General features: G+C 39.8%; 24 protein-coding genes. 12 read left to right on the forward strand and 12 right to left on the reverse strand.

Annotated elements, in window-relative coordinates; all coding sequences use genetic code 11:
- Positions 1-54 precede the first annotated feature (54 nt).
- The 3 genes from PUND_RS08870 (at position 55) to PUND_RS08880 (ending at position 3,374) form a co-directional block, all read left to right on the forward strand.
- Positions 55-1,098, forward strand: a complete 1,044-nt coding sequence (locus PUND_RS08870) for a flavin reductase family protein (RefSeq protein ID WP_010390271.1) — start codon at positions 55-57, stop codon at positions 1,096-1,098.
- Positions 1,095-2,147 (forward strand): fatty acid desaturase family protein, encoded by a 1,053-nt coding sequence (locus PUND_RS08875; RefSeq protein WP_010390270.1) that lies wholly within the window; start codon positions 1,095-1,097, stop codon positions 2,145-2,147. The genes PUND_RS08870 and PUND_RS08875 overlap by 4 nt, the downstream gene beginning before the upstream one ends.
- A 225-nt stretch (positions 2,148-2,372) precedes the next feature.
- The gene (locus PUND_RS08880) at positions 2,373-3,374 is read left to right on the forward strand and encodes a branched-chain amino acid aminotransferase (protein ID WP_304644689.1); all 1,002 of its coding nucleotides are present in this window, start codon (positions 2,373-2,375) and stop codon (positions 3,372-3,374) included.
- Positions 3,375-3,702: 328 nt separating this feature from the next.
- Here PUND_RS08880 and PUND_RS08885 read toward each other — a convergent pair whose 3' ends face one another.
- Positions 3,703-6,258 (reverse strand): TonB-dependent receptor plug domain-containing protein, encoded by a 2,556-nt coding sequence (locus PUND_RS08885; RefSeq protein WP_010390269.1) that lies wholly within the window; start codon positions 6,256-6,258, stop codon positions 3,703-3,705.
- Between the two features lie 192 nt (positions 6,259-6,450).
- Positions 6,451-6,762: an Mpo1-like protein gene (locus PUND_RS08890; RefSeq protein ID WP_010390268.1), complete on the reverse strand. Its 312-nt coding sequence runs from the start codon at positions 6,760-6,762 to the stop codon at positions 6,451-6,453.
- Positions 6,763-6,914: 152 nt separating this feature from the next.
- Here PUND_RS08890 and PUND_RS08895 point away from each other — a divergent pair, with 152 nt between their 5' ends.
- Positions 6,915-9,071, forward strand: coding sequence for a prolyl oligopeptidase family serine peptidase (locus PUND_RS08895; protein ID WP_010390267.1), 2,157 nt, complete (start codon positions 6,915-6,917; stop codon positions 9,069-9,071).
- An 86-nt stretch (positions 9,072-9,157) separates the two neighbouring features.
- On the opposite strand, the gene PUND_RS08900 is transcribed toward PUND_RS08895, so the two are convergent.
- Positions 9,158-10,450 carry an anti-phage deoxyguanosine triphosphatase gene (locus tag PUND_RS08900; RefSeq protein ID WP_010390265.1) on the reverse strand — a complete coding sequence of 431 codons (1,293 nt, stop codon included), beginning with the start codon at positions 10,448-10,450 and terminating at the stop codon, positions 9,158-9,160.
- 181 nt (positions 10,451-10,631) lie between these two features.
- Between PUND_RS08900 and PUND_RS08905 the strand changes: the two genes are divergently transcribed.
- Positions 10,632-11,441 (forward strand): glucosaminidase domain-containing protein, encoded by an 810-nt coding sequence (locus tag PUND_RS08905; RefSeq protein WP_010390263.1) that lies wholly within the window; start codon positions 10,632-10,634, stop codon positions 11,439-11,441.
- On the forward strand, positions 11,434-12,093 hold the full coding sequence (locus PUND_RS08910) for a DUF2987 domain-containing protein (protein WP_010390261.1): 660 nt from the start codon (positions 11,434-11,436) through the stop codon (positions 12,091-12,093). Before PUND_RS08905 ends, PUND_RS08910 begins: the two co-directional genes overlap by 8 nt.
- 61 nt (positions 12,094-12,154) lie before the next feature.
- On the opposite strand, the gene PUND_RS08915 is transcribed toward PUND_RS08910, so the two are convergent.
- Together PUND_RS08915 and PUND_RS08920 are read right to left on the reverse strand one after the other, a co-directional pair.
- Positions 12,155-13,333 carry a GGDEF domain-containing protein gene (locus PUND_RS08915; RefSeq protein WP_010390260.1) on the reverse strand — a complete coding sequence of 393 codons (1,179 nt, stop codon included), beginning with the start codon at positions 13,331-13,333 and terminating at the stop codon, positions 12,155-12,157.
- A 135-nt stretch (positions 13,334-13,468) separates the two neighbouring features.
- Complete coding sequence (locus tag PUND_RS08920) at positions 13,469-14,359, reverse strand: TIGR01777 family oxidoreductase (protein ID WP_010390259.1); 891 nt, start codon at positions 14,357-14,359, stop codon at positions 13,469-13,471.
- Positions 14,360-14,792: 433 nt separating this feature from the next.
- Here PUND_RS08920 and PUND_RS08925 point away from each other — a divergent pair, with 433 nt between their 5' ends.
- Positions 14,793-15,836 carry an AI-2E family transporter gene (locus tag PUND_RS08925; RefSeq protein WP_010390257.1) on the forward strand — a complete coding sequence of 348 codons (1,044 nt, stop codon included), beginning with the start codon at positions 14,793-14,795 and terminating at the stop codon, positions 15,834-15,836.
- 42 nt (positions 15,837-15,878) lie between these two features.
- Here PUND_RS08925 and PUND_RS08930 read toward each other — a convergent pair whose 3' ends face one another.
- Positions 15,879-16,961 carry a flavin monoamine oxidase family protein gene (locus tag PUND_RS08930; protein WP_010390256.1) on the reverse strand — a complete coding sequence of 361 codons (1,083 nt, stop codon included), beginning with the start codon at positions 16,959-16,961 and terminating at the stop codon, positions 15,879-15,881.
- 336 nt (positions 16,962-17,297) lie between these two features.
- On the opposite strand from PUND_RS08930, the gene PUND_RS08935 reads away from it, so the two are divergent.
- From PUND_RS08935 to PUND_RS08945, 3 genes are all read left to right on the forward strand, one after another.
- Positions 17,298-18,677, forward strand: a complete 1,380-nt coding sequence (locus PUND_RS08935) for an AAA family ATPase (protein ID WP_010390255.1) — start codon at positions 17,298-17,300, stop codon at positions 18,675-18,677.
- Between the two features lie 53 nt (positions 18,678-18,730).
- Positions 18,731-19,390, forward strand: a complete 660-nt coding sequence (locus PUND_RS08940; protein WP_010390253.1) for a hypothetical protein — start codon at positions 18,731-18,733, stop codon at positions 19,388-19,390.
- 113 nt (positions 19,391-19,503) lie between these two features.
- Complete coding sequence (locus PUND_RS08945) at positions 19,504-19,854, forward strand: VOC family protein (protein ID WP_010390251.1); 351 nt, start codon at positions 19,504-19,506, stop codon at positions 19,852-19,854.
- Between the two features lie 110 nt (positions 19,855-19,964).
- Here PUND_RS08945 and PUND_RS08950 read toward each other — a convergent pair whose 3' ends face one another.
- The 5 genes from PUND_RS08950 to PUND_RS08970 all read right to left on the reverse strand — a co-directional run bounded on the left by PUND_RS08950 (position 19,965) and on the right by PUND_RS08970 (position 23,098).
- On the reverse strand, positions 19,965-20,378 hold the full coding sequence (locus PUND_RS08950; protein ID WP_010390250.1) for a hypothetical protein: 414 nt from the start codon (positions 20,376-20,378) through the stop codon (positions 19,965-19,967).
- Positions 20,365-21,702, reverse strand: a complete 1,338-nt coding sequence (locus PUND_RS08955) for an ATP-binding protein (RefSeq protein ID WP_041708929.1) — start codon at positions 21,700-21,702, stop codon at positions 20,365-20,367. Before PUND_RS08955 ends, PUND_RS08950 begins: the two co-directional genes overlap by 14 nt.
- Complete coding sequence (locus tag PUND_RS08960; protein WP_010390247.1) at positions 21,696-22,370, reverse strand: response regulator transcription factor; 675 nt, start codon at positions 22,368-22,370, stop codon at positions 21,696-21,698. The genes PUND_RS08955 and PUND_RS08960 overlap by 7 nt, the downstream gene beginning before the upstream one ends.
- 3 nt (positions 22,371-22,373) lie before the next feature.
- Positions 22,374-22,634, reverse strand: a complete 261-nt coding sequence (locus PUND_RS08965; RefSeq protein WP_010390245.1) for a PepSY domain-containing protein — start codon at positions 22,632-22,634, stop codon at positions 22,374-22,376.
- 161 nt (positions 22,635-22,795) lie between these two features.
- Positions 22,796-23,098: a YciI family protein gene (locus tag PUND_RS08970; protein ID WP_010390242.1), complete on the reverse strand. Its 303-nt coding sequence runs from the start codon at positions 23,096-23,098 to the stop codon at positions 22,796-22,798.
- Between the two features lie 188 nt (positions 23,099-23,286).
- On the opposite strand from PUND_RS08970, the gene PUND_RS08975 reads away from it, so the two are divergent.
- A complete protein-coding gene (locus PUND_RS08975; RefSeq protein WP_010390240.1) occupies positions 23,287-24,711 on the forward strand; it encodes a sodium-dependent transporter in 1,425 nt (474 codons plus the stop codon).
- A 54-nt stretch (positions 24,712-24,765) separates the two neighbouring features.
- Here the strand turns inward: PUND_RS08975 and PUND_RS08980 are convergent, their stop codons facing one another.
- Complete coding sequence (locus PUND_RS08980) at positions 24,766-25,407, reverse strand: CPBP family intramembrane glutamic endopeptidase (RefSeq protein ID WP_010390238.1); 642 nt, start codon at positions 25,405-25,407, stop codon at positions 24,766-24,768.
- A gap of 231 nt (positions 25,408-25,638) precedes the next feature.
- Here PUND_RS08980 and PUND_RS08985 point away from each other — a divergent pair, with 231 nt between their 5' ends.
- Positions 25,639-25,908, forward strand: coding sequence for an HU family DNA-binding protein (locus PUND_RS08985; RefSeq protein WP_010390237.1), 270 nt, complete (start codon positions 25,639-25,641; stop codon positions 25,906-25,908).
- Positions 25,909-26,083 lie beyond the last annotated feature (175 nt).

A 26,083-nucleotide genomic window follows, 5' to 3' on the forward strand; every position in this document is an offset into this window, starting at 1 on the left:
ATAAAACCCAGCAGAAACTAATGGGTAGTCGATTTAAATAGAGAATTTATAACCATGTTAACTCCGGTATTAGACCAATTTTCAAAATGGTTTTTACACCATCAAAGCTTTGCAGCTTATATTGAGCCAATAATGCAAAAGTTTAAACCTGCGTGGCGCGCTGACCTTTTTCGAGCCAAGGTTGTTGATGTCCAAGCGCTAAGCGGGCGATTTTTAAGTATTTCACTTAAACCAAGTAAAAGGTGGCCTATACATATTGCTGGTCAACACATTAGCTTAACGGTGGAAGCTAATGGACGTTTGCTTACTCGAGTGTTTACTTTGGCATGCAGCCCCGCACAATATAAGGCGACAGGTTTACTTCGTTTATTAGTAAAAACAGATCAGCAAGGTCATTTTACAAGCCAATTGCAAAATGCATTAGCGGTGCAGCCATGGTGTAATATTTCTCCACCAAGTGGCGACTTTGTATTTAAAAGCTGGCACAAACCCAGCACGTTTATTGCTGGTGGTTCGGGAATTACGCCTATGCTTGCTATGCTTGATCAGCAGCTAGGTAATACTGAGCATCAGATAAAATTAATTTACTTTGCTAAAGCAGGTGAGCATCAATGCACTAATGAGTTAAAAATGCTGACACAGCAATATAATCATTTTTCTTACGTACTGCTTACACGGGATCGAAGCCCATATTTAACTACTCATATAAATACGGACGATAATCCTGATATATATTGCTGTGGTCCTGCAGGGTTTATGCAAGAAGTTGCAGATTTTACTCGTCTACTTAATTTAACCTATTACCAAGAATCGTTTGGCCTATCCTTGCCTAAATTGACTGACGACAATCATTTTTCAGTAATAATAAATAAAGACACGCATGTAGTGACTAGTAATGAGGTGCTATTAAACCAGTTTGAAGCAAAAAAACTCCCTGTGCAGCGTGGTTGCGGCATTGGTATTTGCCATCAATGCCAGTGCATTAAAAAGTCGGGAGTGGTGCGTAATTTAAAAACTAATCAATTATCAGACACTGGCGAGCAGTTAATTCAACTGTGTGTGAGCCAAGCCGTTAGCGATTTGGAGTTACAGCTATGACAACCATTAATTATCAACAGTTAGCCGATGATTTAGATGAAATTAAAATGTCGACATTAGCTACAGTTGGGCAAAAGGATGCAAACTATATTCGTTCTATTGTGCGTAAGCAGCGGTTTTGCGAAATAGGTGGGCGGATTTTATTGATGCTTGGTTTTGTACAGCCATTATTGTGGGTAGCGGGTGTGTTGTTACTTGGTTTGGCTAAAATTCTCGACAACATGGAAATTGGCCACAATGTAATGCATGGTCAATACGATTGGATGAACGACAAACAGCTTAACTCTAAAACTTACGAGTGGGATATAGCCTGCGACGGCCAAAGCTGGAACCGCGTTCATAACTTTGAACACCATACTTACACTAACATTATCGGAAAAGATCGTGACTTTGGTTATGGCTTATTAAGATTGAGCAATGACTTTAAATGGCGACTAAAAAATACATGGCAGTTTATTACTTATTTAAATCTGAGCGTGCTGTTTCAGTGGGGCGTGTCGTATCACGAGCTCGCAGGCGAGCGAGTCTTTATAGGTAAAAAGAAACCAAACCGTGAAGGTGCTGTGGCGCATAGCACCTTAAAAAAGCGCTTTTTTAGTAAAGGGGCGCGCCAACTAATTAAAGACTATGTGTTATTTCCAGTTTTGGCGGGGCCATTATTTTTGTGGGTATTAAGCGGTAATTTGCTGGCAAACTTAATTCGTAACCTATGGACCTCAACCATTATCTTTTGTGGCCATTTTACTGAGCAAACCCATACCTTTTATGAGCAAGAATGCAAAAACGAAAGCCAAGGGCAATGGTATTATCGCCAAGCGCTGGGGTCGTCAAACATTAAAGGGGCGCGTTGGTTTCATATTTTAACTGGGCATTTAAGCTTTCAAATAGAGCATCATTTATTTCCTGATTTGCCATCGTCCCGTTATCAAGAAATTGCGCCTAAAGTACAAGCTGCATTACAAAAGCAGGGCATTGCTTATAATACTGGCGGATTTTTTCATCAATACACCTCAGTGTTAAAGCGTATATTGCGTTATTCATTTAAATAGAGGTTAATAAAATAACCGAAACTATAATGTATGCATTAAATAATCAGCTAACCTTAAAATGTTAGCTGAATATTGCATTAAAGAGTTGGCAAGCGCTTTTTTGATTAAATAATCATCAGTACATGCAAAAAATTCTTCTAATTAATTTAAAAACAGCTCGTTTTGCTATGGTTAAATAGTAGCTGGTTGTCATACAATGGAGAAAAATAGACCACACAAGAGAGAATAAAAATGGCAGCATTTGGTACTGTGTTTATGCCGCAGATGATTCAAGCTAAGTTTTCTGACAATCAGTGGGGCGAAAGCTCAATTGTTCCTTGCGATAAGCTTGAGTTGCATGCAGGTGCGCACGTTCTTCATTATTCAAGTACATGTTTTGAAGGGTTAAAAGCCTTTCGTCACGAAGATGGCTCGGTTAATATTTTTAGAATGGACGCTAATATTGCGCGCATGCAGCAAAGTTCTGAATTGTTGAGTTTACCTGCTGTTGATGGCGAGATGCTAAAAACAATGATCATCGATATTGTTCGTGAATACGCCGATGAAACGCCGCTTCCTCCTGGTTCTATGTATATTCGCCCAACCCACATTGGTACAGAAGCTGCCATTGGTAAAGCGGCGGCACCGTCAATGAGTTCGTTGCTTTACACGTTATTATCGCCAGTGGGTGATTATTTTTCAGGTGGTGCAACTGCGTTACGTGTTTTACTTGAAGAAGATGGTATGCGCTGTGCCCCGCACATGGGTATGATCAAAAGCGGTGGTAACTATGCCAGCGCACTTGGCCCAATTTCAGCAGCACGCACTAAATATAAAGCCGACCAAATTTTATTTTGCCCAGGCGGCGATGTACAAGAAACCGGTGCCGCAAACTTTATTTTAATTGATGGCAATGAAATCATTACAAAAGCACTCGACAGCACATTTTTACACGGTGTAACCCGTAATAGCATTTTAACCATAGCTAAAGATTTAGGTATGACGGTTAGCGAGCGCAACTTTACTGTCACTGAGCTTTTAGAGCGTGCAGCAAAACCAGGTACTGAGGCAGCACTTTCAGGCACTGCGGCAGTATTGACTCCAGTAGGTACGTTTATTCATAACGATAAAGAATACAAAGTAGGTAACGGTGAACCAGGGCCAACAACGGCACGCTTACGTCAAGCATTGAACGACATTCAATGGGGTAAGAGCGAAGATAAACACGGTTGGTTAACTAAAATCTAATCGGGTTCTAGGGTCTGTTGACCTTTGCGGATTAAAATTTGTTCAAACTAGGGGCGGTTTAATCGCGGCGCGAGGTTTGTAACCTAGTGGGCTAAGTAAAAACCGAGCAACAAAGAGTAAATCGTCCCTAGGCAGAACCCTTCGGGCAGCGCCTGTTTGGCATTGATGCTGCGTTATCGCCTATTTATGGGGAATAACCACACCACATAGGCTCTGCCTTGCCTAAATACCAAACAGACTGCTGCAAATTTAACCTTGAAAGATCAACAGACCCTAATCTATTAAAAAGCCACACTATTTAGTGTGGCTTTTTGGTTTAAGCTACAGCTTAAAACTTCATTTCAATTTTGCCGTATACATAACGGCCATTAAAACCAAATGGTGAAAAGCCCGAGTACGAGAACAAGCGAGAGAAAGTGGTTACATCGCTCACCAGCTCACGAGTTGGATCTGGGTATACATCAAACACATTATTAGCGCCTAAGCTAAGAGTAAGGTTATTATTAAGTGCATACGCCACATCTAAATCGGTGATCCATTTAGGTTCTAACACTTCGTTACGCTCTGGATTTTCAGACGGGTCTTGTGTTTCACCATAACGAGTACTACGTAGTGTGGTGCGCCATTCGTTAAGTGTCCATGTTGCGCTAAGGTTGTATTTATTACGCGGTGTGCTCACTTCAAAACGACGTAGCTCGTTACCCGAGAACAAATTATCTTGCTCAACCCCAACACTTTGTAATTGTGCTGGTGGGTCAATAATATCGGTGACTTGGTTTTTACCGTAGTTGTAACCTAAATTAAACGCTACATCACCGTAATTGTCGGTGATTAAATTATAAGAAGCGACGACGTCAACGCCACGGGTTTTGCTATCGATCGCGTTTAAGAAAAATCGACCTTGGTTAGCGCCGGTGCCCTCAAGTAAGCTTGCAACGCCTGCGCCCGATAAGTTATTTGATAACACAATACGGTCATCAATTAATATTTGGTAGTAATCCACCGATAAGCTGAAGTTGAAGTCGGTTGACCACGTAAAGCCAACACCGTAGTTAGTAGCTTCTTCTGCGTCTAAACCTGGTGAACCCAATGCAACGGCAACATCGCTGCTTGGCGCAAAGGTACCTGTTTGTGTTGGTTCGCCATCTACAAATACAGTCGCTACCGAGGTAAAGTATTGCTGTTGTAAAGAGGGCGCTCTAAAGCCGGTTGATACAGAGCCGCGTAGTGCTAAGTCTTCTGTAAGTGTATAGCGGGTGGCAATTTTACCATTAAGCGTGTCGCCAAAATCAGAGTAGTCTTCGTAACGCGCGGCTACGGCAACATTCCAGTTATCTGTAATAAAGGCTTCTAAGTCAACGTAAAGGCTAACATTGTGGCGGCTGTTGTCACCCGCAGATTCAGGTGTGAACCCCGGGAACACTTGTGAACCTGCAGAGCCGAATGGGCCATTAACCGGATCGGTCACGGCACCACCTGGGCCAAAATTACCACGCGCATAAGAGGCTTCTTCACCTGCTTGAATTTCATACCCTTCGCGGCGATACTCAGCGCCCACTGCCACGTTAATTCCGCTGGCTAAAAAGTCAGCATCAATCTCACGGCTAAAATCAAGATTAATAGTCAGCTGATCGTAAGTTAGCGTGCCTGCATCAAAACTAGTTTGGCTACTTGGCCCATATGAAGTGTTTAAACTATTAATAACACCAAAGTTAAAGGCATCTTGGCCATATACCGCAGAAGCATCGTAGTTCCATTCATTAGCAAAGCCTTTCACACCTAAAGCAAATGAAAAGTCATCAATGTCTGAGGTGATCACCGGCAAAAAGCCATCAGGATATATTTCTGTAACGTTACGGCTGTCTTGGGCGCGACGATAAAAACCACCGCCTTCCCCTTCACGTTTACTGTATGAGCCAAAAGAATAGAGCTCAGCATCGTTAGTTAATTGATAACCGGCATTGTAAAACAGCGCAAAGTCTTCAACAGTGCCGTTACCAAAGTTATGGTTGTAACGATCCCATGTGAATTCGCGTGGGTCGAGAGAGCCATCAGGTAAACGAGCGTAGTTTTCGCGTTGGTCGTAATCAGAGCGGTTGGTTGAGCTGCGATCGCGATATTCACTAGAAATACTCAAAAAGCCGTTATCGCCTAATTCAAACCCCATATTACCTTGCAGAGTTAAGGTTTGGCCGTCGGTAAGCGAGCGGTCGCTGCCCTCAGTAAAAGCTAAGTCACCATTTGCGTCCTCAGAGACCGATTGTAACTGCGCTACACCGTCCATATCGGTAATATTTGCACCATATACGGCACCTAAACTACCGCCACTGCTATTGCTTTTAAGGACGATATTAATCACCCCGGCAATAGCGTCTGAGCCATATTGAGCTGCGGCGCCGTCGCGTAATACTTCAATGCGTTCAATCGCGTTTGCAGGAATAGCGTTTAAATCAACTGATGACGAGCCACGACCCGTTGAGCCGTTTAAATTAAGTAGCGCGTTACTGTGGCGACGTTTACCATTTACGAGTACTAAGGTGTGATCAGGGGCTAAGCCACGCAGTTGAGCTGGGCGTACGTGGTCGCTGCCATCGGTAATTGATGGTTGGGGGAAATTAAAACTTGGTAATAACGTACTTAATAATGCATTGGTTTCTGTTTGCCCTGAACTTTTTAAGGCATCATTACTGATAATATCAATAGGCACTGGGCTATCTTCAACTGTGCGGCCTAGTCGGCGAGAGCCAATAACACTAATTTGTTCAATGTTTTCTTGCGCCTGAGTCTCTTGCTCAGCGGCATTAACCGTCCATGAGCCAACAAGTGCAGCGGTGATACTTAAAGTGATGGTTTTTTTTGCTGTAAATAGCGGTGTAAGTTGCATAACTAATTTCCCTCATTCGATGCTCTACAGGTGGTTTCAATATAGTGTTTGTAAAAATAATGAACTAATTGAAATTACTGTTGTCAAGTTAGACCATTTTTACAATCGAGGTCAATTGAATTACATTCAATCTACAACTTATTTACAGCGAGTAAGATGAGGTGTTTATGATACCGAAGCGTAAGTAGCCATTTACCATTTAATTTTGCCCATCAGTATATCTTTAAACATGACCCAATCACCCCATAAACTGTATAACGGGTGCTTAAATGTGGCGGGGCGGTTTTTCTCAAAAAAGAAATGCCCAACCCATGCGAAGCCATAACCAATCACCGGTAATAACCATAACAATACGAATTGTGAGCTAATAAGCGCATAGCCGGTCAAAAGCAACACTAAACTACTGCCAATAAAATGCAGCCTGCGACAAGTTTTATTACGATGCTCTTTTAGATAGTAAGGGTAAAAGCGCTTAAAGCTGGTAAAAGATTTAGTTTCTGTCATTACTCAACCTGTTAGTGTTTAAAAATCGTTCATTTATTTAAGCGCAATTTAGCGCAGGTTAACAGCAATAAATGACGTTTACCGCAAGTTGATAGACAAACAAACAGAAAGTTAATAACTTAGGCTGACTATAAAAAAATAATGGTAAAGCAATGCTTAAAAAAACACTGACCTGTGCGGTTGTAATCGCACTTGCGGGTTGTTCACAACCTGCAGAAAACACCACTCAAAATGAAGTAAAAACAGCTATGAAAGCAGTTAACTCACTAGATTACCCTGAAACTAAAAAAGGCGCTGTGGTTGACACTTACTTTGGTGAAACCGTGGCTGATCCGTATCGCTGGTTAGAAGATGATATGAGTGATGAAACGGCTCAATGGGTTAAAACTCAAAACAAGCTTACCTTTTCGTATTTAGAGCAAGTGCCTTACAGAGACACACTCAAACAGCGCCTTGAAAAACTCATGAACTACGAAAAAATCAGCGCGCCGTTTACTGAAGGTGATTACACTTATTTTTATAAAAATGATGGCCTGCAAAACCAGTACGTTTTATACCGCAGCAAAGACGGCGGTGAAGCTGAAGTGTTCTTAGATCCTAATACTTTTAGTGAAGATGGCACCACTTCAATGTCGGGTTTATCATTTTCAGAAGATGGTTCATTGTTAGCGTACCAAATTTCAGAAGGTGGTAGTGATTGGCGTAAAATCATTGTTATAGACACCGAGACCAAAGAGCAGGTAGAACAAGCACTAGTTGATGTTAAATTTAGTGGCGTTAGCTGGCTAGCAAATGACGGTTTTTACTATTCAAGCTACGATAAGCCAGAGGGCAGTGAGCTTTCTGCAAAAACTGATCAACATAAAGTGTATTACCATAAGTTAGGTCAAGATCAAGGCGAAGATACTTTAGTATTTGGCGATACAGCAGAACAAAAGCACCGCTATGTGGGCGCTAAAGCAACCAAAGATGGTCGTTTCTTGTTTATTAGTGCCAGCGTATCAACCTCTGGTAATAAGTTATTTATTAAAGATTTAACCAAGCCAGATAGCGAATTTGTGACTGTAGTGGGTAATACCGACTCTGATACCAGCGTAATTGACAACGAAGGCAGCAAGCTATTTTTGGTTACTAACTTAAATGCACCAAATAAAAAAGTAGTGACGGTTGATGCAAGCAATCCACAGCCTGAAAACTGGCAAGATTTTATCCCAGAAACTGAAAACGTACTTAATGTAACCCTTGGCGGTAATACGTTTTTTGCCAACTACATGGTTGATGCTATTTCAAAAGTGAAACAGTACAACAAACAAGGCGAATTGATCCGCGAAATTAGTTTACCAGGCGTCGGTACGGCGAGTGGCTTTGGCGGTAAAAAAGAGCAAACTACGCTTTATTACTCGTTTACTAACTACAAAACGCCAGGTACAACTTACAGCTTTGACGTGCAAAGCGGTGAGTCAAAAGTATACCGTAAGTCAGGGATAGATTTTAATAGCGATAACTATACCTCTGAGCAAGTATTTTATACCTCTAAAGATGGCACTAAAGTACCGATGATTATCACTTATAAAAGTGATATTAAATTAGATGGCAGCAACCCAACTATTTTATATGGCTATGGTGGCTTTAATATAAGCTTAACACCTCGCTTTAGCTCTACAACAGCAGCTTGGCTTGAGCAAGGCGGCGTATACGCAGTTGCTAATATTCGTGGTGGTGGTGAATACGGTAAAGAGTGGCATAAAGCAGGTACACAATTGCAAAAGCAAAACGTATTTGACGACTTTATTGCTGCAGCTGAATACTTACAAGATAAAAAATACACCTCTAAAAAACGCTTAGCACTGCGTGGTGGTTCAAACGGTGGGTTATTAGTGGGTGCTGTAATGACCCAGCGACCTGACTTGTTTCAAGTTGCGTTACCTGCGGTAGGCGTATTGGATATGCTTCGTTATCATACATTTACAGCTGGCGCTGGTTGGGCATACGATTACGGAACTAGCGACCAAAGTAAAGAAATGTTTGATTACTTAAAAGGCTACTCGCCAATTCATAATGTAAAAGCAGGGGTTGAATATCCGGCGACTATGATCACTACAGGCGATCATGATGACCGCGTTGTACCGTCGCATTCATTTAAATTTGCAGCTGAGCTTCAAGCGAATCAAGCGGGTACAAATCCTACACTTATTCGTATTGAAACCAATGCAGGCCATGGTGCCGGTACACCAACCAGTAAAATTATTGACCTTTATGCCGATATGTACGGTTTTACGCTTTACAACATGGGCATTAAATCACTGTAGTGTGATTTTATAAACTAACGAAAAGCCGAGTTACGTAAGTGACTCGGCTTTTTTATGTTGACTAACCTGAGTTCAGATTAGCTAACTTATTGTATGGGGGAGAACAACCGTTGATAGGTTTTATAAGCGTATTCGTCGCTCATACCGCTTAAATAGTCACAAATAATACGCATACCTTGATTGTGTTTTTCAGCTTCAAGGTACAGTGCCTGCGTGGTTTCGGGTAATAAGCGCAGCGGATCGCTGGCAAACGCAGTAAATAATTCTATGAGTAGGTTTTGCCCTTTAAATTCTATTTGCTGCATTTGTGGGTCGCGTATTAAACGCTGAAATACAAAGTGTTTGAGGATCTGTAGCACATTTTCGTATTGCTGATCTAATTTTGCGGTGTGCTTTAAAATAGGGCACTCAAATTCATCGTTTTGGGTATCTAAATGAATATGAATAATAAAGGTATTCACCAGTTCGCCTATGGCGTCTTTTCGCTCATGCTCATACTTTGAAAATAACCGCTTGGAGAGTGATTCCAGCAAAGTGTTTAACCAGTCATAGTCAAGTGCTTGTAAATGAGGTAATGCATGGGTTAGCCAATCGTCTAAACTGAGCACATCGGTAGCTATGGCATCTTCAAGGTCGTGAACGGCATATGCAATGTCATCAGCCAGTTCCATAATGGCACTGTCGAGTGATTTATAAAGGGTTTTAGCGCGATAAGCATCTGCGTGTTCTTGGCTAGATAATAACGCTTTATCACTTGCGCTAAGAGGCTCAATAATCCAATTAAATATCGCGGCATCGTCATTGTAAATACCTTTGGCTGGTCGCCAGTCATCGGCTTTTATAAACGCACGCTGTTTATTTTCTTGTGGGATGTTATGCCAAAGGTTATCAATAAAAGCTGGGTACTTAATAAATCCTAACAAGGTGCGTCTAGTTAAGTTCATGCCGTAGCCGTTACTATAGGGCTCTAGCTTTGCCACAATGCGCAGTGTTTGTGCGTTACCCTCAAAACCACCATGATCACGCATCATATAGTTAAGTGCAATTTCGCCACCATGCCCAAACGGTGGATGGCCTATATCGTGGGCTAAACATAAGGTTTCGAGCAATCCAGTAGATGGAAAATGTTCAAAGCTTGGATGTTGGACCTTTAAATGGCGTAATATGCCGGTGCCTATTTGCGAGACTTCTAATGAATGGGTAAGGCGTGTACGGTAAAAGTCGTTTAAGCCAATACCCATTATTTGGGTTTTAGCTTGAAGGCGCCTAAATGCAGCAGCATGAATGATTCGTGAGCGGTCGATTTGCCAAGGAGAGCGGTTATCGTTAGGGCGGTGCTTATATTGTTCAATTATTCTATTTTGCCACTGTTTATCCATGTCTCAACCTATCAATTCGTCTTCGGTTTTAGCACTTAGTATATTATAAATTGTAAGCAATAGGTGTATGAATTTTATTCGGTTGTTCAGTATTCGCGTTTATAAAGTGGCTTAGGTATAATGATGTTTCGTATGTATGTGACTACACCATACATAACTTAGAGTTAAATTGAGATAATACATGTTAAAAACTATTTTTCAGTTGTTGTTAGCCGCCATTGTTATTTGGGCGTTGACCCTTCCGTTTATTGATGCTGATGAACTAGTATCAGACGAGCAAACCAGCTCTAACGACATTAAAAAAGAGAAGAAAAAAGAAAAACCATTGCACAACGTTAAGTTGCCAAAGTTCTCAGAATTCACTGATGTGAAAGAGAAAAAACATGCGTTTTTTAACTTTATTAAGCCTCATGTAGAAGCCGAAAACAAAAAGATTTTACAGCAACGTGCAAACCTTGAAATTGCACGCATGATGATAGAGCACAGTGAACCGCTTAGTAAAAAACAAGCGGGCGACATAAAAAAAATACTTAAGTCGTACGGATTACCTGAAACGTTAGATACCATCACCTTAAGCCAAGCACTGCGCCGAGTAGACATCATTCCTAAAGAGATGGCCTTAATGCAGGCAGCCAATGAGTCTGCATGGGGCACTTCACGTTTTGCACGAATCGGCTTAAACTTTTTTGGCCAATGGTGCTACAAAAAAGGCTGTGGCATGGTACCAAGAAGACGTAATAGTGAAGCCGAGCATGAAGTGGCTGCATTCAAATCGGTACGTGCAGCAGTAAGCTCTTATTTTAAAAATATTAATACCCACAATGCTTACAAAGAGCTACGTACTATCCGCGAAGACTTACGCGCACAACAAAAACCAATTTTAGCGACTAAATTAACGTATGGTTTAATGTCTTACTCTGAACGTGGTGAAGCGTACATTGAAGAGCTTAATACCATGATTAATCAAAACCGAGCGTACTTTAATGAATAAGCCGTTATTAAAATTAGTTACAGCCAGCTTTTTAGCAGTAGCAGCTAGTAGTGCCGTTGCTAAAGAATTTGTGATGTCGTATGACGGTTTTTACGACCGTTTAAAAGTGGTAAACAAAGGGGACTTTCAGTACGCCCGCGTAAACTTTTATATTAGCGATATTGGTACTAACGAAGTTTGTAGTATTAAAAACGGTACTATTTTAACTGAAAAAAATGAGTACCCGCTTAATTATACCGACAAAGCGCAATTGCTATTACCGTTCGATAAACAGCTAGATACCGACAAAGCGGTGATTGTAGTTCAGCCAAAAAACCCGGTTCACGACTGTCAGTTAAAGCTACAAATAGAAGCTAAGGAACTAGATGGACTGGCGTTATCAAAGCAATCGTTATTGGTTATTAATAATGAGCTTGAAGAGCTATTAACAGACCTATCTGGCTTTTTTGTTAGCAAACTAATGTGGTTTTTATTACCTGAACAAAAAGGCGTGGTTGTTACCTTTAAAACTCCTAAGCAATTTGATGATGAGCGCATAACGTGCGAAAAGTCAGTGTGTTATTTTGAAGTAACCGATAGCTGGGAAGAAAATACAACCGTATTAGCTGATATTAACGAGGTTGTTAAAGTAACGCCTTGGATAAGTAAGTAATTATATAATTTGTAAACGTATCAAGCGGCATCAACTATGATGCCGTTTTTTTATGGCTAAATTAAATGATGGCAGTGGGAGCTTTGGTTAATAAGCTTTTTTCATCATGGGTGACCACTTTATTTCGGCCTGTTTCTTTGGCAAGATAAAGGCGTTTGTCGGCTTGTAACAACAGTGCTTGCATATTTAGCTCGCGCACTAACATGCTACTTATTCCAGCACTTACAGACAGTGCAATGCTATTACCATTAAAATAAAACGGGTATTCATTAATACTACTGCAAAGCTTTTGAGCTAACAGCCTAGCTTGCGCTAAGTTCTGTTGATTAAGAAAAATAGCAAACTCTTCTCCACCAATCCGAGCAGTAACTCCAAGCTCAAAAAACAATTCGTTAATATGTTGTGCAATCCACTTTATCGCTTCATCCCCGGTTTCATGACCGTATTGGTCGTTCACTTGTTTAAATAGGTCTATATCGAGCATGATCAACGATACTCTGCTGTTAAGAGGCGCGGTTTTAGTTATTTTTTTACATAAACGGAAAAATCCACGCCTGTTTAAAAGCTGCGTTAACGGATCGTGATTCGCTAGATTGATCAGTCTAGACTCAGCATTAGCAAACTTAATAAACGGTAAAATTAGCGCAGTAGCGGTAGTTAAAAATAAATGCGTTACCAATAACAGCTGTAATCCAAAAGCTAAGCTGGCTTGACTGATTTGGCTTGAGTAGAGCAAAACAAGGAGTACAACTTGCAACAGCATCACCACACTGTGGATTGTAAAACAGGCAACGAGTAAGCGTTGTTGGACTACTGCAACACTTGGAGTTTTAATCATTAAATACGCAGCGTAACTAAATAATACAGCAGTAATAATGCTGGTAATAATTTGCCCTGCATCTATAAGGTACACTGCAAGTAAAAGCGTACAGCACATGGCACAAGCATAGTATAAAGGTGTTAATTTTATCGCGGGTGCTTGGCTTTGTGGTATTAACCCTAAAATAACGAGTAATGGACTTAAAATAATAAAAACGTAAGCAAAAAAGTGGGTTAATAATGGAAACTCAATAAAATCTCTTAAACCAATTAGTGCAATTGCGGTAATAAACGAGCAACAGGCGGTAGCAAAAAATAAATAGCAAGGTTGTTTTTTGTATCTATAAACAGAAAAAAAGAACACAGCAATAAACAAGTTAAGAATAAAACAGAGGCTAATTAATGTAGGTAAATGAAGCATGTTTAAGGGGCTCTTTTAGCTAATTGAAGGCGTTTATACAGCTATAAGTATTAGGTAGTAACACAAAAATAGCAAGGGGGTAAAAAGTATTAACTTTTACCCCCTGCTACAAACTTAACCCGTTAAGGCCAGTAGCTAGACTAAACTTTCTAATGCAGCGTCAATTTTAGTAAAGTGAAAACGATAGTTATGGTCTAATGCTTTTTTAGGTACCACATACTGGCCGGTAGTAAGTAAGTCGGCCATTTCACCCATTAATATATTAAGCACCCCAGCAGGCATAGGCATAAACGCAGGGCGTGACAATGCTTTTGCGAGTGATTGGCTAAACTGCTTATTGCTTAGGGGCTCAGGAGCTGTGGCATTAACAGCTCCTGATATTTCTTTATTGCGAATTAAAAATAAAATGAGCTGAACCATGTCATCTATATGGATCCACGACATACCTTGCTCACCATTGCCAATTGGACCACCTACGCAAAGCTTAAATGCTGGTAACATTTTACCAAGCGCGCCGCCTTTTTTAGCCAATACAATACCGGTACGTAATAAGCACACTCGAGTTTCGTCAGACTCAGCCTTTAAAGCTGCTTGCTCCCAATCTTTGCACAGTTGGTGGCTAAATTCATCATGAGGCTCTGTATTGTTTTCATCAACCAGAGTGTCGCCTTGTCGACCATAATAACCAATTGCACTGCCAGATATAAAGGTATGTGGTGGGGTATGGCACTGCTTAATAGCATCACTAATCGCTTGCGTAACAATGATTCGGCTATCGCGAATGACTGCCTTTTGTTTGTCGCTCCAACGTTTATTTACAATAGGCTCACCGGCTAAGTTAATAACAACGTCAACGGTATTAAAATCAACATCTTCAAGGCTATCAACTGCATTTATCTGGTGCCCTAACAATACTTTTGCTTTGGTTGGGTTTCTGCTCAGTACAGTAACATCGTGGTGGTGCAACAAGAAAGGGCAAAGGTGCCTACCAATTAAGCCTGTGGCGCCAGTAAAAAATATATGCATTGCAACTCCAAAATTATAAATAAAGCAGGATGTTTAAAATTTATACTCCCCAGCTCAACGATTTGCAAATTTATACGTACCAATAATTTTTATGATCACCTAGGGTCTGTTGGTCTTTGCGGATTAATATTTGTTCAAACTAGGGGCGATTTAATCGCGGCGCGAGGTTTGTAACCTAGTGGGCTAAGTCAAAACCGAGCAACAAAGAGTAAATTGCCCCTAGACAGAACCCGAAGGGCAGCGCCTGTTTGGCATTAATGCTGCGTTATCGCCTATTTATGGGGAACAACCACACCACATAGGCTCTGCCTTGCCTTAATACCAAAAAGACGGCTGCAAATCTAATCTTGAAAGGCCAACAGACCCTTTAACATTTCATTCTATTAGCTTTTGCCTTACACTAAAGCCAAATAACAGTAATAGGATAAGAGTATTGGCAAGTTTAACTGGGGTAAATAAAAGCTTAATAATTTTTGCCGCTTTGGTCATTGTGCTAGCGGGTATTAAAGCCGCAAGCGCTATTGTTATTCCGTTTATTTTGGCAGCATTTATAGCCATAATTTGTAGCCCACTTATTAACTTTTTTGCTCGTTACCGTATTCCAAAAGGCATAGCGGTAGTGCTTGTGGTGCTTATTATTATGGGCTTAGGCGTTAGCTTAGGCGGTTTAGTAGGGCAGTCGGTTAACGATTTTTCAAAACAGTTACCTGAATATAAAGCACAATTAAAAGAAGAATTTGTATGGTTGGTTGATGTGGCCTCGCAATACAATATCTTAATTAATAAAGAACAAATTTTGTCTATGTTTGACCCTGGCAAAATGGTTGATGTTGCCACCAATATGCTAACGGGTTTAGGTAGCGTAATGGCCAATATGTTTTTAATTATTTTAACGGTTGTTTTTATGCTGTTTGAAGGGCCGATACTTGGAAAAAAAATTCATTTAGCACTGGACGATCCCGACAGCAAAATCAAGCAAATTGACCGTTTTTTAGACTCTATTAACTCTTATTTAGCTATTAAAACCTTAGTGAGTTTAGCCACTGGTGTAATTGCTGGTTTTTACCTGTGGATACTCGATGTTGATTATTTTGTACTATGGGGCGTATTGGCATTTATGCTTAATTACATTCCTAACATTGGTTCAATCATAGCGGCTGTGCCAGCACTGTTACTGGCGCTTATTACTCAAGGCCCTTTAGTGGCAGGGCTTGTTGGCGCGGGTTATTTAACTATAAACACCGTAATGGGTAATATTGTTGAGCCAAAATACATGGGCAAAGGCCTCGGGCTTTCTACCTTAGTGGTGTTTTTATCGTTAATATTTTGGGGCTGGTTATTAGGCTCTGTAGGTATGTTGTTGTCAGTGCCGCTAACCATGATTGTAAAAATAGCGCTAGAAGCCAGTGACGAAGGGCGTTGGTTAGCCACTATGCTTGGCACAGGTGAAGAAACCGTTATCAAATCAGAAGACTAATACCTTACAAAGGCGTGGCTACATAGCACGCCTTTTAAAAAGCTAAGCATCTATTAAATTAGCTAAGGCGCTATCTACAGCGTTTATAGCCCCCTCTAAATAGCCAGCTTCTTGCTGTGCAAACTCACTTCCCACAAAATGCACTTGTAACTGTTTAAGCTGCTCGCTAAGCCCTGAAAAATTGAATTCAGGATGCTGCGACATACCTATTTGGTCATCTTTGTTGGCAACAAATTCATCCTCAGCCCAATCCTTTATAATGCAGCTTTTCGCTGTATAGGCTTGCTCACCGTAAAAATAGCTGAGCTGATCAAGGCAAGCTTGGGTTAATTGTTCTCTCGTCACTTTACTGCGCTGCAAGTAAGGCACGCCAACAAAGCCAAACAAAGCAGGGTGAGAATGCTCACTTGCGGACGCATCATGAACTTCTACCAATGGGCCTACACGGCTAAAACATTGCCCCGATAAATTTTTATCTCGCCAAAAGGCGTTTTCAAAGGTGGCAACAAACTTTGCTTGGCCTGCCATCCACGTAGGCACCGACGCTAAACGCTGTGTTAAAACATTATTAGCCCATAAATGCGGGGTTAAATGCTGGCTGATCATTCTAGGGGGTAACGCCAACAGTAACTGATCGCAAGTATAGTGTTGCGTACTCCCTTGGTAATTAGCGCATATATGCCAGCCATCGGAGAGCTTTTTTACTTCGCTAACAGCGTGCTCTAATTTAACGGTATTTGGCTCAAGCTGCTGATAAAGCGCATTGATAAGCTCATCCATGCCGTTTTGTATTCTAAATAACTGCATTTCGCCAGCCCCTGCAATTTGCTGTGCAGGAGCGATTTGTGATGCTTGATACAGCACATCGCCACGGGTGTATTGCTCAAACACAGGGATGTTTAAAGCGGCAACTAACTGTTGAATATTAGACTGATGCGGAAATATCCAGGTAGGGCCTAAATCGTGGCCAATGGTGTTGTTGGTCGGTAAATAATGAGACGCAATTCTGCCACCTAAACTGGCTTTGGCCTCTAATAATAAAAACGGAATATCACGTTTTTTAAGGCTGTAAGCAGCATATAAGCCCGCTAAGCCACCACCAATAATAACTACAGGTTTATGCATTTTAAAATCACTTCAGCTAAGTCAATCTACTGGTAGGTAGTTTGTGGTTTTTGTGCAGTTTTGTCAAAACGTTTTATGGACTAAGTGAATAATCTGAGTACGCCTCTATATTCAGGAAAATGAGCGAAGCGGGAACAGAGTGTTAATTAATTACGCTTTAAAATAATAAAAACTTAATGATAGTAATATGTTAGCTAATTTGTTAAAACTATATCTAGTAGAAAAATTAAACGTAGCGCTGGTATAGATTTGTGCGGATGGCGCAGTGTTAAATTGTAAAGTTGCTAGGCAAAGTTTGCTACTCTACTTAAATCATCACAAAAGGAAACTGTTCAAATGGACAAAAATTTATCTCTATTTATAAAGTCTCTTGAATCTCTAAAGGAAACAATTGATGAAGCCTCGATCAGTGAAGCGGGTTTTCAAGCCCATGGATGGAATCAAGTCCACTTAACAAAAGAACAAGTTTCATATGTTATATCGAATCAAATCTCAAAATTAAAATCCTACGGTGACAAAGAAGTTACAAAGGGGTTTAGTACCGCAATAAATAGCCATATAGAAAAAATAGATCTTTTAAATACAAATTCTAAATCTTATTTTAATAATAACGCTTCACATTTGTTGCATTCGGTACCTGGAATATTGCTTACCTTACAAGTTATATTTAGTGATATAGATTATGAACTTTTTTCATATGAGAATATTAAAGATAAAAAGCTTTTACCTAGAGGTTTAGCGGTTCGCTTGAGAAGCACTAAAGCTAATTTAGACAAAATAGATGAATCAAGTGGTAGCCTAAAAGAAAAAATAGATATTATAAATGAAGCGCACGAAGCCGCAGAATCTTTACCAACTGATTTAGCAAGTTTACAAGAAGCTAAAAGAGAACTCACAGCTATGATATCGGCTGCAAACACTGAACTAAATATCACGAAAAAAGAGCTTTCCTCCTTAAAAGAAGAAACTCTTGTATTACAAAGTGAAGCTAAAAAAGCTTGTGAAGAAGTTGAGTTATTAAAAGAAAAGGCAACTTCTTCAGCAAAGGAGGCTTCAAAATTAGTAGAAGAGTGTGATGATGCTCTACAGATTACTACAACTCAAGGTTTAGCTGCTGGCTTTGATCAAAAAGCAAACGAACTTAAAAAATCAATTTGGATCTGGATTGTTGGGTTGCTTATTGCTTTAGGAGCTGGTGCATGGGTAGGAGCAGAGAGAGTTAATGCGTTTACTGAAGTATTAACAAATGAATTAACTGCGGGGCAAGCTATCTTGCATACCATAATGTCTATTTTTTCAATAGGCGGTCCACTTTGGTTAGCTTGGATATCGACTCAACAAATAAATCAAAGATTTAAATTATCAGAAGATTACTCTTATAAAGCAACTGTCGCAAAATCATTTACAGGTTTTAAAAAGTTCGCTGAACGATTTGACCCATCGACTGAGGAGCGACTATTTAATTCAACGTTAGATAGACTTGATGAAATGCCTCTTAGGCTAATCGAGGGAAAAGATTATAATAGTCCATGGCATGAATTCACAGATTCTGATTCTTTTAAAACAGCCATTACAACGTTCCCAAACCTAGCTAAAGAAGCTGGTAGATTTGCAAATAGAACAGATCTTAAAAATAAATCCAAGCAGTCTAAAAAAACTATTAAGCAATCTGAGCCTAAAATAAAGAATTCAGAATCTGAGCCAGAAACAGAGTAATATCCACTTAAAAATCCACTCAAGCGGGATGTGATTAAACAAGGAAGTAGATTATGAAAAATAAGTTTATGGTTATTGTGTGTTCTTTTTTATTAACGTTATCTTTGAATGCGTTTGCTCAAGAAGATAGCTCAGCAAAAGTAGCCCAGATATTAGGTGATACAATACACGAGGCTGATCTAGAAATAGATTTGAGGTTTTTAAAAGGATATAAGCGCTCTTATCCTGGTTTATCAGAAGATGATGTGCTTGATAAAATGCGAGCAAATAAATTAACATCAATAATTTGGAAACGAATTATCCAAAAGCTATCTGATGAACATAATTTAGAACCAACAGCCGAAGAAGTAGGAAGTTTTACTGAAGCTATTCATCGATTTAGAGCAAAGTCATTAACTGAGACGTTAACTTCTGAAATGAAAGAAGCTTCATTTAGAGCAAATAGAGATGTCGTTAAAACTTACAAAATTAGTAAGTATCTTTATGAAACGTATGGAGGCACAGTTATTTTCCAACAGGGAAACCCTCATGAACCTGTAGGTGCCTATCGTAAACTTTTAGAAGAGTATCAAGCCCAAGGGAATTTTAAAATTTATCACCCAAAATATGAAAAAGCTTTCTGGGCGTATTATTTGAGAAAACACCCAATGGTTATTCCAGAGGATAAAGTCGATTTTTCCAAACCATGGTGGGAAAAAGCACAGGTTGAGTAGTGCAATTCAAATACCTGATGTTTGCTTATGATTATTGAGCATTGCTGCTATCTTTATTTATTACCAGTTCAAATCGCAAATAATATAAACAAGAATAAGGGCAAAAAACTAAAATGACTCAAAATAATAAAATTAACTATATTGAAATTCCTGCACAAAATATTGCAGCTACTAAGGCCTTTTTTAGTGACGTGTTTGGCTGGTCATTTGTAGATTATGGCCCAGAATACTGTAGCTTTGCCGCACAAGGGGTTGATGGTGGTTTCTTTAAATCTGACTTGGTTGTTGCTACTAAAAACGGAAGCCCGTTAATTGTGTTATACAGTAATGACCTTGAAGCGACTCAAAATAAAATTGAGCAAGCTGGAGGCAAAATAATTAAGCCTACATTTTCATTTCCAGGTGGTAGACGATTTCACTTTAACGACCCAAATGGAAATGAATTTGCGGTATGGTCACAGTAGTCACATTGCAAACTATATAAATACAAAAATGCAGCCTTTAAGGCTGCACTTCCAAAACACTAACCACTAAATTAGCAAGCTTCAACACATAATGTTTAATTAGGAGCTGGTTAAAGCCCCATTTTAAGCTGCTGAATGAATTGCTCTATCATTGCTATTTCACACTCTTTATAAGTTACTACAGCTTCTGGTGAATTAGGCTGTTTTAACATATAACGCCACTGGCAACTTTTTTGAATGTACTTGTCTTTGGCGTTAAGACTTTGCTTAAACAATGATAAAATGTAGGTGTTACCAGTTTCGCTTTCTAATTCGGCCAGTTCAAAGGTACGCTTTTGGATCCAACTGTCTTGTTGCTGTTGCACTTTATTTAATTTGGCGTCTAAACATTGTGTGTAATCTTTAATTTGCTCGGGTAGGGCATTGTTTTGCAATGTACACTCTTGCGCTGCAGCCATACTTTGCTGCGCCCATAAAAATAAAAGGCTTAAGCTAAAACCAAAGATGTAGTTACTTTTTTTCATGGTAATTAAACTCGAGAATAAATTTTGCACCGCCTAAACGTTGCGACTGAGATATAGTTAACAGCCCGTGATACGACTTAACCAAGTCAGATACAATAGCCATACCAACACCGTGGCCGCTTTCGTAGGTATCTAGGCGCGTACCGCGTTGTAACAATGATTCGCGTTTATCTGGCTTAATGCCTGGGCCGTCATCACAAATGCTTATACTGAGCGTTTTAGCTTGTGAAACATTAATACTGACTTGGGAGCGACAGGCTTTACAGGCATTATCTATTAAGTTGCCTAATAACTCCATTAAATCGGTTTTATCACCTAAAAAGTAATCTTTATCGCTCACTTGGCAGTTAAATATAATGTCTTTATCGCGGTATACTTTACTCATTGCGCTTAAGATAGAATCGATAACCGGCTTGATGGGGGTTTGTTTTTTCCATGTATCGGAAGCCCCCGTGGCGGCACGTTTTAATTGGTGCTCGATCATCACATTAATTCTGTCGAGTTGTTCTTGTGCATCTGCATCGTTAGCGAGTGGGCTTGATTTTAAAACAGCTAACGGCGTTTTAAGTGCATGGGCTAAATCGCTAAGAGAGGCGCGGTATCGTTCTTTTTGACGTTGCTGCGACTCTAACAGTAAATTTAGGTCGGCTTTAATCGTTTGCAGTTCAACGGGGTATAAGCCTTTAATTTCTTGAATATCGCCTGATTCAATGGCTTTTATTTCTTTATCTAAACGCTGCAGTGGCCTTGCACTCCAAATAAAACCAATGGCCATCAACCCTGCAATGGCAATTCCCATTATAAACATCCAATCAACTAGGGTCTGTTTAAAGCCATCCATTAAGCGCAGTAGGGCATCGTTGCGTTTTAATAAAATAAAGCGTGCTTGCTCTGATTGGTCAATATTATTAAGTATTACCGTTAAACTTAATTGCCAATAAGCAGTGTTATTATACACCACACGTCTAAAGTCGGCAGCGCCTGCTTTGGGCTCTATATATTGGGGAACAAAGTTAACGTTAACCGCCGACTCAGAATGCCAAATAGGCACGTCGTCACGGTATATCATGGCGTAGGTGTCTGAGTTTAGATTGTTGAGTTCAGGGGTTAATATAGAGCTGGGCATAATAATGCCGCGCTCGGTAAAATCAACTTCGGAAATAAGTGAATACAGGTGTGCTTCGAGGTTTTTTTCGGTGGCATCAACAAGTGACGCATAATACGCTTTACCTATGGAGTAAAACAAAATGGGTAGGGCGACTAACAAAACAAAGACAAGGATAAATCCTTGCCTTATTTTTAACGAAACTTGCGGTCCTACCACTGGCTTTTAAGCCTGTAACCACGCCCACGCAGTGTCTCTACTGGGTTAAGCACGCCATCTGGGTCGAGTTTTTTACGTAAACGTAGTACAAACACTTCAATTACATTCGAATCAAGGTCAAAGTCTTGGTCGTAAATATGCTCTGTAAGCTCAGACTTTGAAATTACTTTTTGTGGGTTAACCATTAAGTATTCGAGTACTTTGTACTCATACGCAGTTAAGCTCAGTTCTTTGTCGTTTACCCATACTTGTTGTGAACGCGTATGAATTTTAATAGGGCCGGCTGTCATTTCTGGATTTGCTTTACCTGCACTACGACGAATAAGCGCATTACAACGAGCAATCAGTTCTTCAACATGAAATGGTTTAGTTAGGTAGTCGTCAGCACCGGCATCTAAGCCTTCTACTTTGTCTTGCCAGCGATCGCGCGCGGTTAAAATCAAAATAGGAATAGTCACCCCTTGGGCGCGCGCTTTATTTATTAGCTCAATACCGTCTATTTTAGGTAAGCCTAAATCAACTACAGCCATATCTAAAGGGTATTCAGTGATGTGAAAAAGGCCAGCTTCACCGTCGTGACATAAATCAACACTGTAACGCTCTTTTTCTAATGCATTGCGCAGATTGTCTGCCAAATGTAAATCATCTTCTATTACTAAAATTCGCATTGGTTAATCCTTTTTCACTTCGCCAGTTTTTTTGTTTATTTTCAAATCGACGACGTGGCCGTCAGCTTTTAAAATTCGTACAGTAAAAAAAAGTGTTTCTTCAGAAATCTTTAACGTTGTACCGTCTGTAGTTTGTTTTGCAAGTATTACTGCTTTTTTTTTGCTTACCTCAACTTTATCGGTTTTGCTTTTGGTATTGTTTGCGTGGGCAAAATTAGCCAAACACACTACCGCGATTAAATTGAGTATTAATAATACACGCATTACGGAACTCCTAGAACAGACCTGCTTAGCTTAAAAACTAAGCCACTAAAACTTTAATACCTTGCGGTGTATTTAAGTTTTTATTAAGCAAAGTTTAATTAAAAATGAGTGAACAAACCCTGAATTGCTGGTTGCAGTTAAACAGGGTGGTCATAGTTTAATTAAGCAGGGAACACTTTTTTAAATGGTTTAACAATAGAGTTTTCATATACGCCACCGGCAACATAAGGATCATCTGCCGCCCACTCTCTGGCGTCTTCTAAAGAATTAAATTGAGCAATCACTAAAGAACCCGTAAAGCCTGCACCTTGAGGGTCTTCACTATCAATGGCTGGAAGTGGACCAGCGGTTAATAGTCTGCCTTCGTCTTCTAGCGTTTGTAAGCGTGCTAAATGAGCTGGGCGAGCCGCTTTACGGTGCTCTAAACTATTTTGGACGTCTGTTGAATAAATCATATACAACATATAAATACTCTCAAAACTTGTTAAATTTAATTAACTGCATACTAGCATAGCGTTGATAAATGGTGAATTAAAAGTGTTTATGGCGATGTTTACAGCAAGAATGTTTTTTTACACGGTAATTGCTTGAAAAGCGTTGCGTAACACTGGTAGAGTCCCTTGGATAAGATAAATAATAACAAGGTTATTACATGAGTGAAAATAGAGAGCACTTTAGCTCCCGCTTAGGATTTATATTGGCAGCGGCAGGCTCTGCTGTGGGTATTGGTAACTTAGTAGGCTTTCCAGTTTCTGCGACTAAGAATGGCGGTGGTGCATTTTTGCTCGTCTATGCTTTGTTTGTCGCATTCATTTGTTTACCGGTAATGATGGCTGAAATGGCCATGGGTCGTCATGCACAAAAAGACCCGCTTGGTGCATACAAAAAATTAGCTAATAACGACAAAAAATGGAAATTTGCTGGCTTTTTAGCGGTATTAACGCCATTTATGATTGCTGTTTTTTATATGGTGATCACGGTGTGGATTTTTGGTTACTTGAGCCAAACCGCGCTGGGTAATTTAGATATGCTGGCAAACCCTGGACACTTTGGTGAGTTTATAAATAGCTATACCGTGTTTGGTTATATGGCGCTGGTAGTAGTTATTGTTAACCTAATTTTGGTCGGTGGCGTAAAAGACGGCATAGAAAAAGCAGCTAAATTTTTAATGCCAGCTTTATTTGTCATGCTTATTATATTGGTGGGTTACGTACTCACTCTTGATAACGCCATGGCCGGTGTTAAGTACTACATTATTCCTGATTTCAGTAAAATGAATGCCAGCGTGCTGAATGGCGCATTGAGCCAAGCGTTTTTCTCATTGTCGTTAGGTATGGGTATTTTAATTACCTATGCATCTTATATCTCAAAAAAAGATGACATTGTAGGCAGTGCTAAAATGGTCGCTATTACCGACTCACTGGTTGCGTTTGTAGCAGGCTTAATGGTGTTACCGGCTATTTTTAGCTTTGACCCAAATACCGATCCGGCTAAGTTATCTGACTCGTCAGTTTCAATGATTTTTGTCTACCTTCCAAAAATTTTATTAGCGTTACAAAATGATATTGGCTATTTTGGCGCATCAGCCGTGGCATTTATTTTCTTCTTATTGGTATTTTTTGCTGCTATTACATCACTGGTATCTATTGTTGAAGTACCAACAGCAACACTAAGCGATCGTAAAGGCATTAGCCGTAAAAAAGCGCTGGGCATACTCACTTTATCAACCGGTATATTAACTATTTTGTGTATTATGTCGTTTGGTATGATTGACAGCCTAACTACTTTTACTAGCTACGGTAGTGGTAATAAGAGCTTTTTTGATGTTGTTTATGACGTATTTTACGACACAATATTGCCTTTAAATGGTTTAATGGTGTGTTTGTTTGTAATGTATAAGTGGAAAAAAGTTCGCTTAAGCGAAGAGCTAAGACAAGGCTCTCCTAATTATGCTAATAGCTTTATGGAAAAGTACGTTAATTTTTCACTGCAAACCTTTATTCCAGCGATATTATTAATCATTTTTGTAAATACCGTTGCAACGAAGTTTTTTGATATCAGTATTTTTGGTTTTTAATTTAAACTAAATCTAAATAAGCCGCGCCTGTCGCGGCTTTTTTATTGCTGTTTGTTAACTCAGTGCACCAGAGTCTAAATAGTCACCCATCCCTAGGGTAAACATCCATATGCCCCATAAGCTGTGCTCAAGAACACAGGCAAAGGTTGAGCGGCTTTGTGCGTAGGTATATGCAAATAGTAATCCGCCTATAAACGCTAAACTTACAGCAACCCAATTAGCGTAAACAATATGTGCCAGTGCAAATACACTCGCACTGATAATAATGCGTAGCCATTTACTGGGCATAATGCGCTTGTAACGATGAAAAAAGTAGGTTCTAAATATTAATTCTTGCGGGATCACTGACAATAAAGGGTAGAGCAGTAATAGCATTAGCCAGTCGGTGAGATTTTCACGAGGTAAAGTAAACCAGTGTCCTTGGTAAAGTAAGTTGTAAAATACCCCCGAAAATAACGCGCCAATAAAGAAAAAGCTAAACATGCGGCGCTTCACAGCAGAAAACTGCCCCAAGCTAGTTAATCTAAAACGTTTAAAGTGGCTGTCGTTTAATAATAACATACAGCACACACTCATGAGGATGATCAGTGCTGGAATAAGCCAGTTAGATAAATATTGGCGAATATTAAAGCCAATTAAAGGCAGAATGATAAAAATAAAGGTAAATTCAAACCAGCGGTATTGATTAGCGTTCACGTTTGCTCACGGTGATTTTTATTTCACCTTAGCAAACGATTAAGTCATATTTATGACTATAAAACAGTCAAGCTGATTATATTTAAACCCAATGAGTCTTACTAAGGCACTTGGCTTCCGGTTAAGGTTGACTTACCCCCTTGCAACCCTTAGCCTGCCTGCTTTTATTTTTACATCATTGTATTGCCACGTTAATAGTTTTAAGCCTAGGCGTGTATTTAGGAGCAAAAAATGAATAAAGCAGAATTGGTTGCAGCTATTGCGGATGCGAGTGAATTAACAAAAAAAGACGCACAAGCTGCGTTAACCAGCTTACAAAAAGTGATTACAAAGTCGCTGTCTGAAGGCGATCAGGTACAAATTTCAGGCTTTGGTACTTTTGCACTTAGTTACTACCCAGCGCGTACTGGTCGTAATCCACAAACTGGTGCAGCGATTGAAATACAAGGGGCTAATAAAGCCGTATTTAAACCAGCAAAAGCGTTAAAAGAGCGCCTTTAATGTATAACTTTAGTGCCTGTAAGTTCGCTTTTCCCCCAAAAGCTACTACGTAGCTTACAGGCTCTTTGCATTATTACCTTTGCCTGTAGTATCTGCAATCAGTGTAAATAATTTACATTACTTGTTTATTACCTTTTATAAAATCTTATTATATTCAGCGTGTTATGTTTGGTAT

Source organism: Pseudoalteromonas undina (genome assembly GCF_000238275.3).
Taxonomy (GTDB): domain Bacteria; phylum Pseudomonadota; class Gammaproteobacteria; order Enterobacterales; family Alteromonadaceae; genus Pseudoalteromonas; species Pseudoalteromonas undina.

Coding starts and splice junctions, on each gene's coding strand:
- PUND_RS08895 (WP_010390267.1), top strand. CDS start 6,915: ATGCTTAAAAAAACACTGACCTGTGCGGTTGTAATCGCACTTGCGGGT.
- PUND_RS08960 (WP_010390247.1), bottom strand. CDS start 22,370: ATGCGAATTTTAGTAATAGAAGATGATTTACATTTGGCAGACAATCTG.
- PUND_RS08890 (WP_010390268.1), bottom strand. CDS start 6,762: ATGACAGAAACTAAATCTTTTACCAGCTTTAAGCGCTTTTACCCTTAC.
- PUND_RS08940 (WP_010390253.1), top strand. CDS start 18,731: ATGAAAAATAAGTTTATGGTTATTGTGTGTTCTTTTTTATTAACGTTA.
- PUND_RS08945 (WP_010390251.1), top strand. CDS start 19,504: ATGACTCAAAATAATAAAATTAACTATATTGAAATTCCTGCACAAAAT.
- PUND_RS08915 (WP_010390260.1), bottom strand. CDS start 13,333: ATGCTTCATTTACCTACATTAATTAGCCTCTGTTTTATTCTTAACTTG.
- PUND_RS08965 (WP_010390245.1), bottom strand. CDS start 22,634: ATGCGTGTATTATTAATACTCAATTTAATCGCGGTAGTGTGTTTGGCT.
- PUND_RS08900 (WP_010390265.1), bottom strand. CDS start 10,450: ATGGATAAACAGTGGCAAAATAGAATAATTGAACAATATAAGCACCGC.
- PUND_RS08985 (WP_010390237.1), top strand. CDS start 25,639: ATGAATAAAGCAGAATTGGTTGCAGCTATTGCGGATGCGAGTGAATTA.
- PUND_RS08905 (WP_010390263.1), top strand. CDS start 10,632: ATGTTAAAAACTATTTTTCAGTTGTTGTTAGCCGCCATTGTTATTTGG.
- PUND_RS08970 (WP_010390242.1), bottom strand. CDS start 23,098: ATGTTGTATATGATTTATTCAACAGACGTCCAAAATAGTTTAGAGCAC.
- PUND_RS08975 (WP_010390240.1), top strand. CDS start 23,287: ATGAGTGAAAATAGAGAGCACTTTAGCTCCCGCTTAGGATTTATATTG.
- PUND_RS08885 (WP_010390269.1), bottom strand. CDS start 6,258: ATGCAACTTACACCGCTATTTACAGCAAAAAAAACCATCACTTTAAGT.
- PUND_RS08870 (WP_010390271.1), top strand. CDS start 55: ATGTTAACTCCGGTATTAGACCAATTTTCAAAATGGTTTTTACACCAT.
- PUND_RS08950 (WP_010390250.1), bottom strand. CDS start 20,378: ATGAAAAAAAGTAACTACATCTTTGGTTTTAGCTTAAGCCTTTTATTT.
- PUND_RS08910 (WP_010390261.1), top strand. CDS start 11,434: ATGAATAAGCCGTTATTAAAATTAGTTACAGCCAGCTTTTTAGCAGTA.
- PUND_RS08935 (WP_010390255.1), top strand. CDS start 17,298: ATGGACAAAAATTTATCTCTATTTATAAAGTCTCTTGAATCTCTAAAG.
- PUND_RS08875 (WP_010390270.1), top strand. CDS start 1,095: ATGACAACCATTAATTATCAACAGTTAGCCGATGATTTAGATGAAATT.
- PUND_RS08920 (WP_010390259.1), bottom strand. CDS start 14,359: ATGCATATATTTTTTACTGGCGCCACAGGCTTAATTGGTAGGCACCTT.
- PUND_RS08930 (WP_010390256.1), bottom strand. CDS start 16,961: ATGCATAAACCTGTAGTTATTATTGGTGGTGGCTTAGCGGGCTTATAT.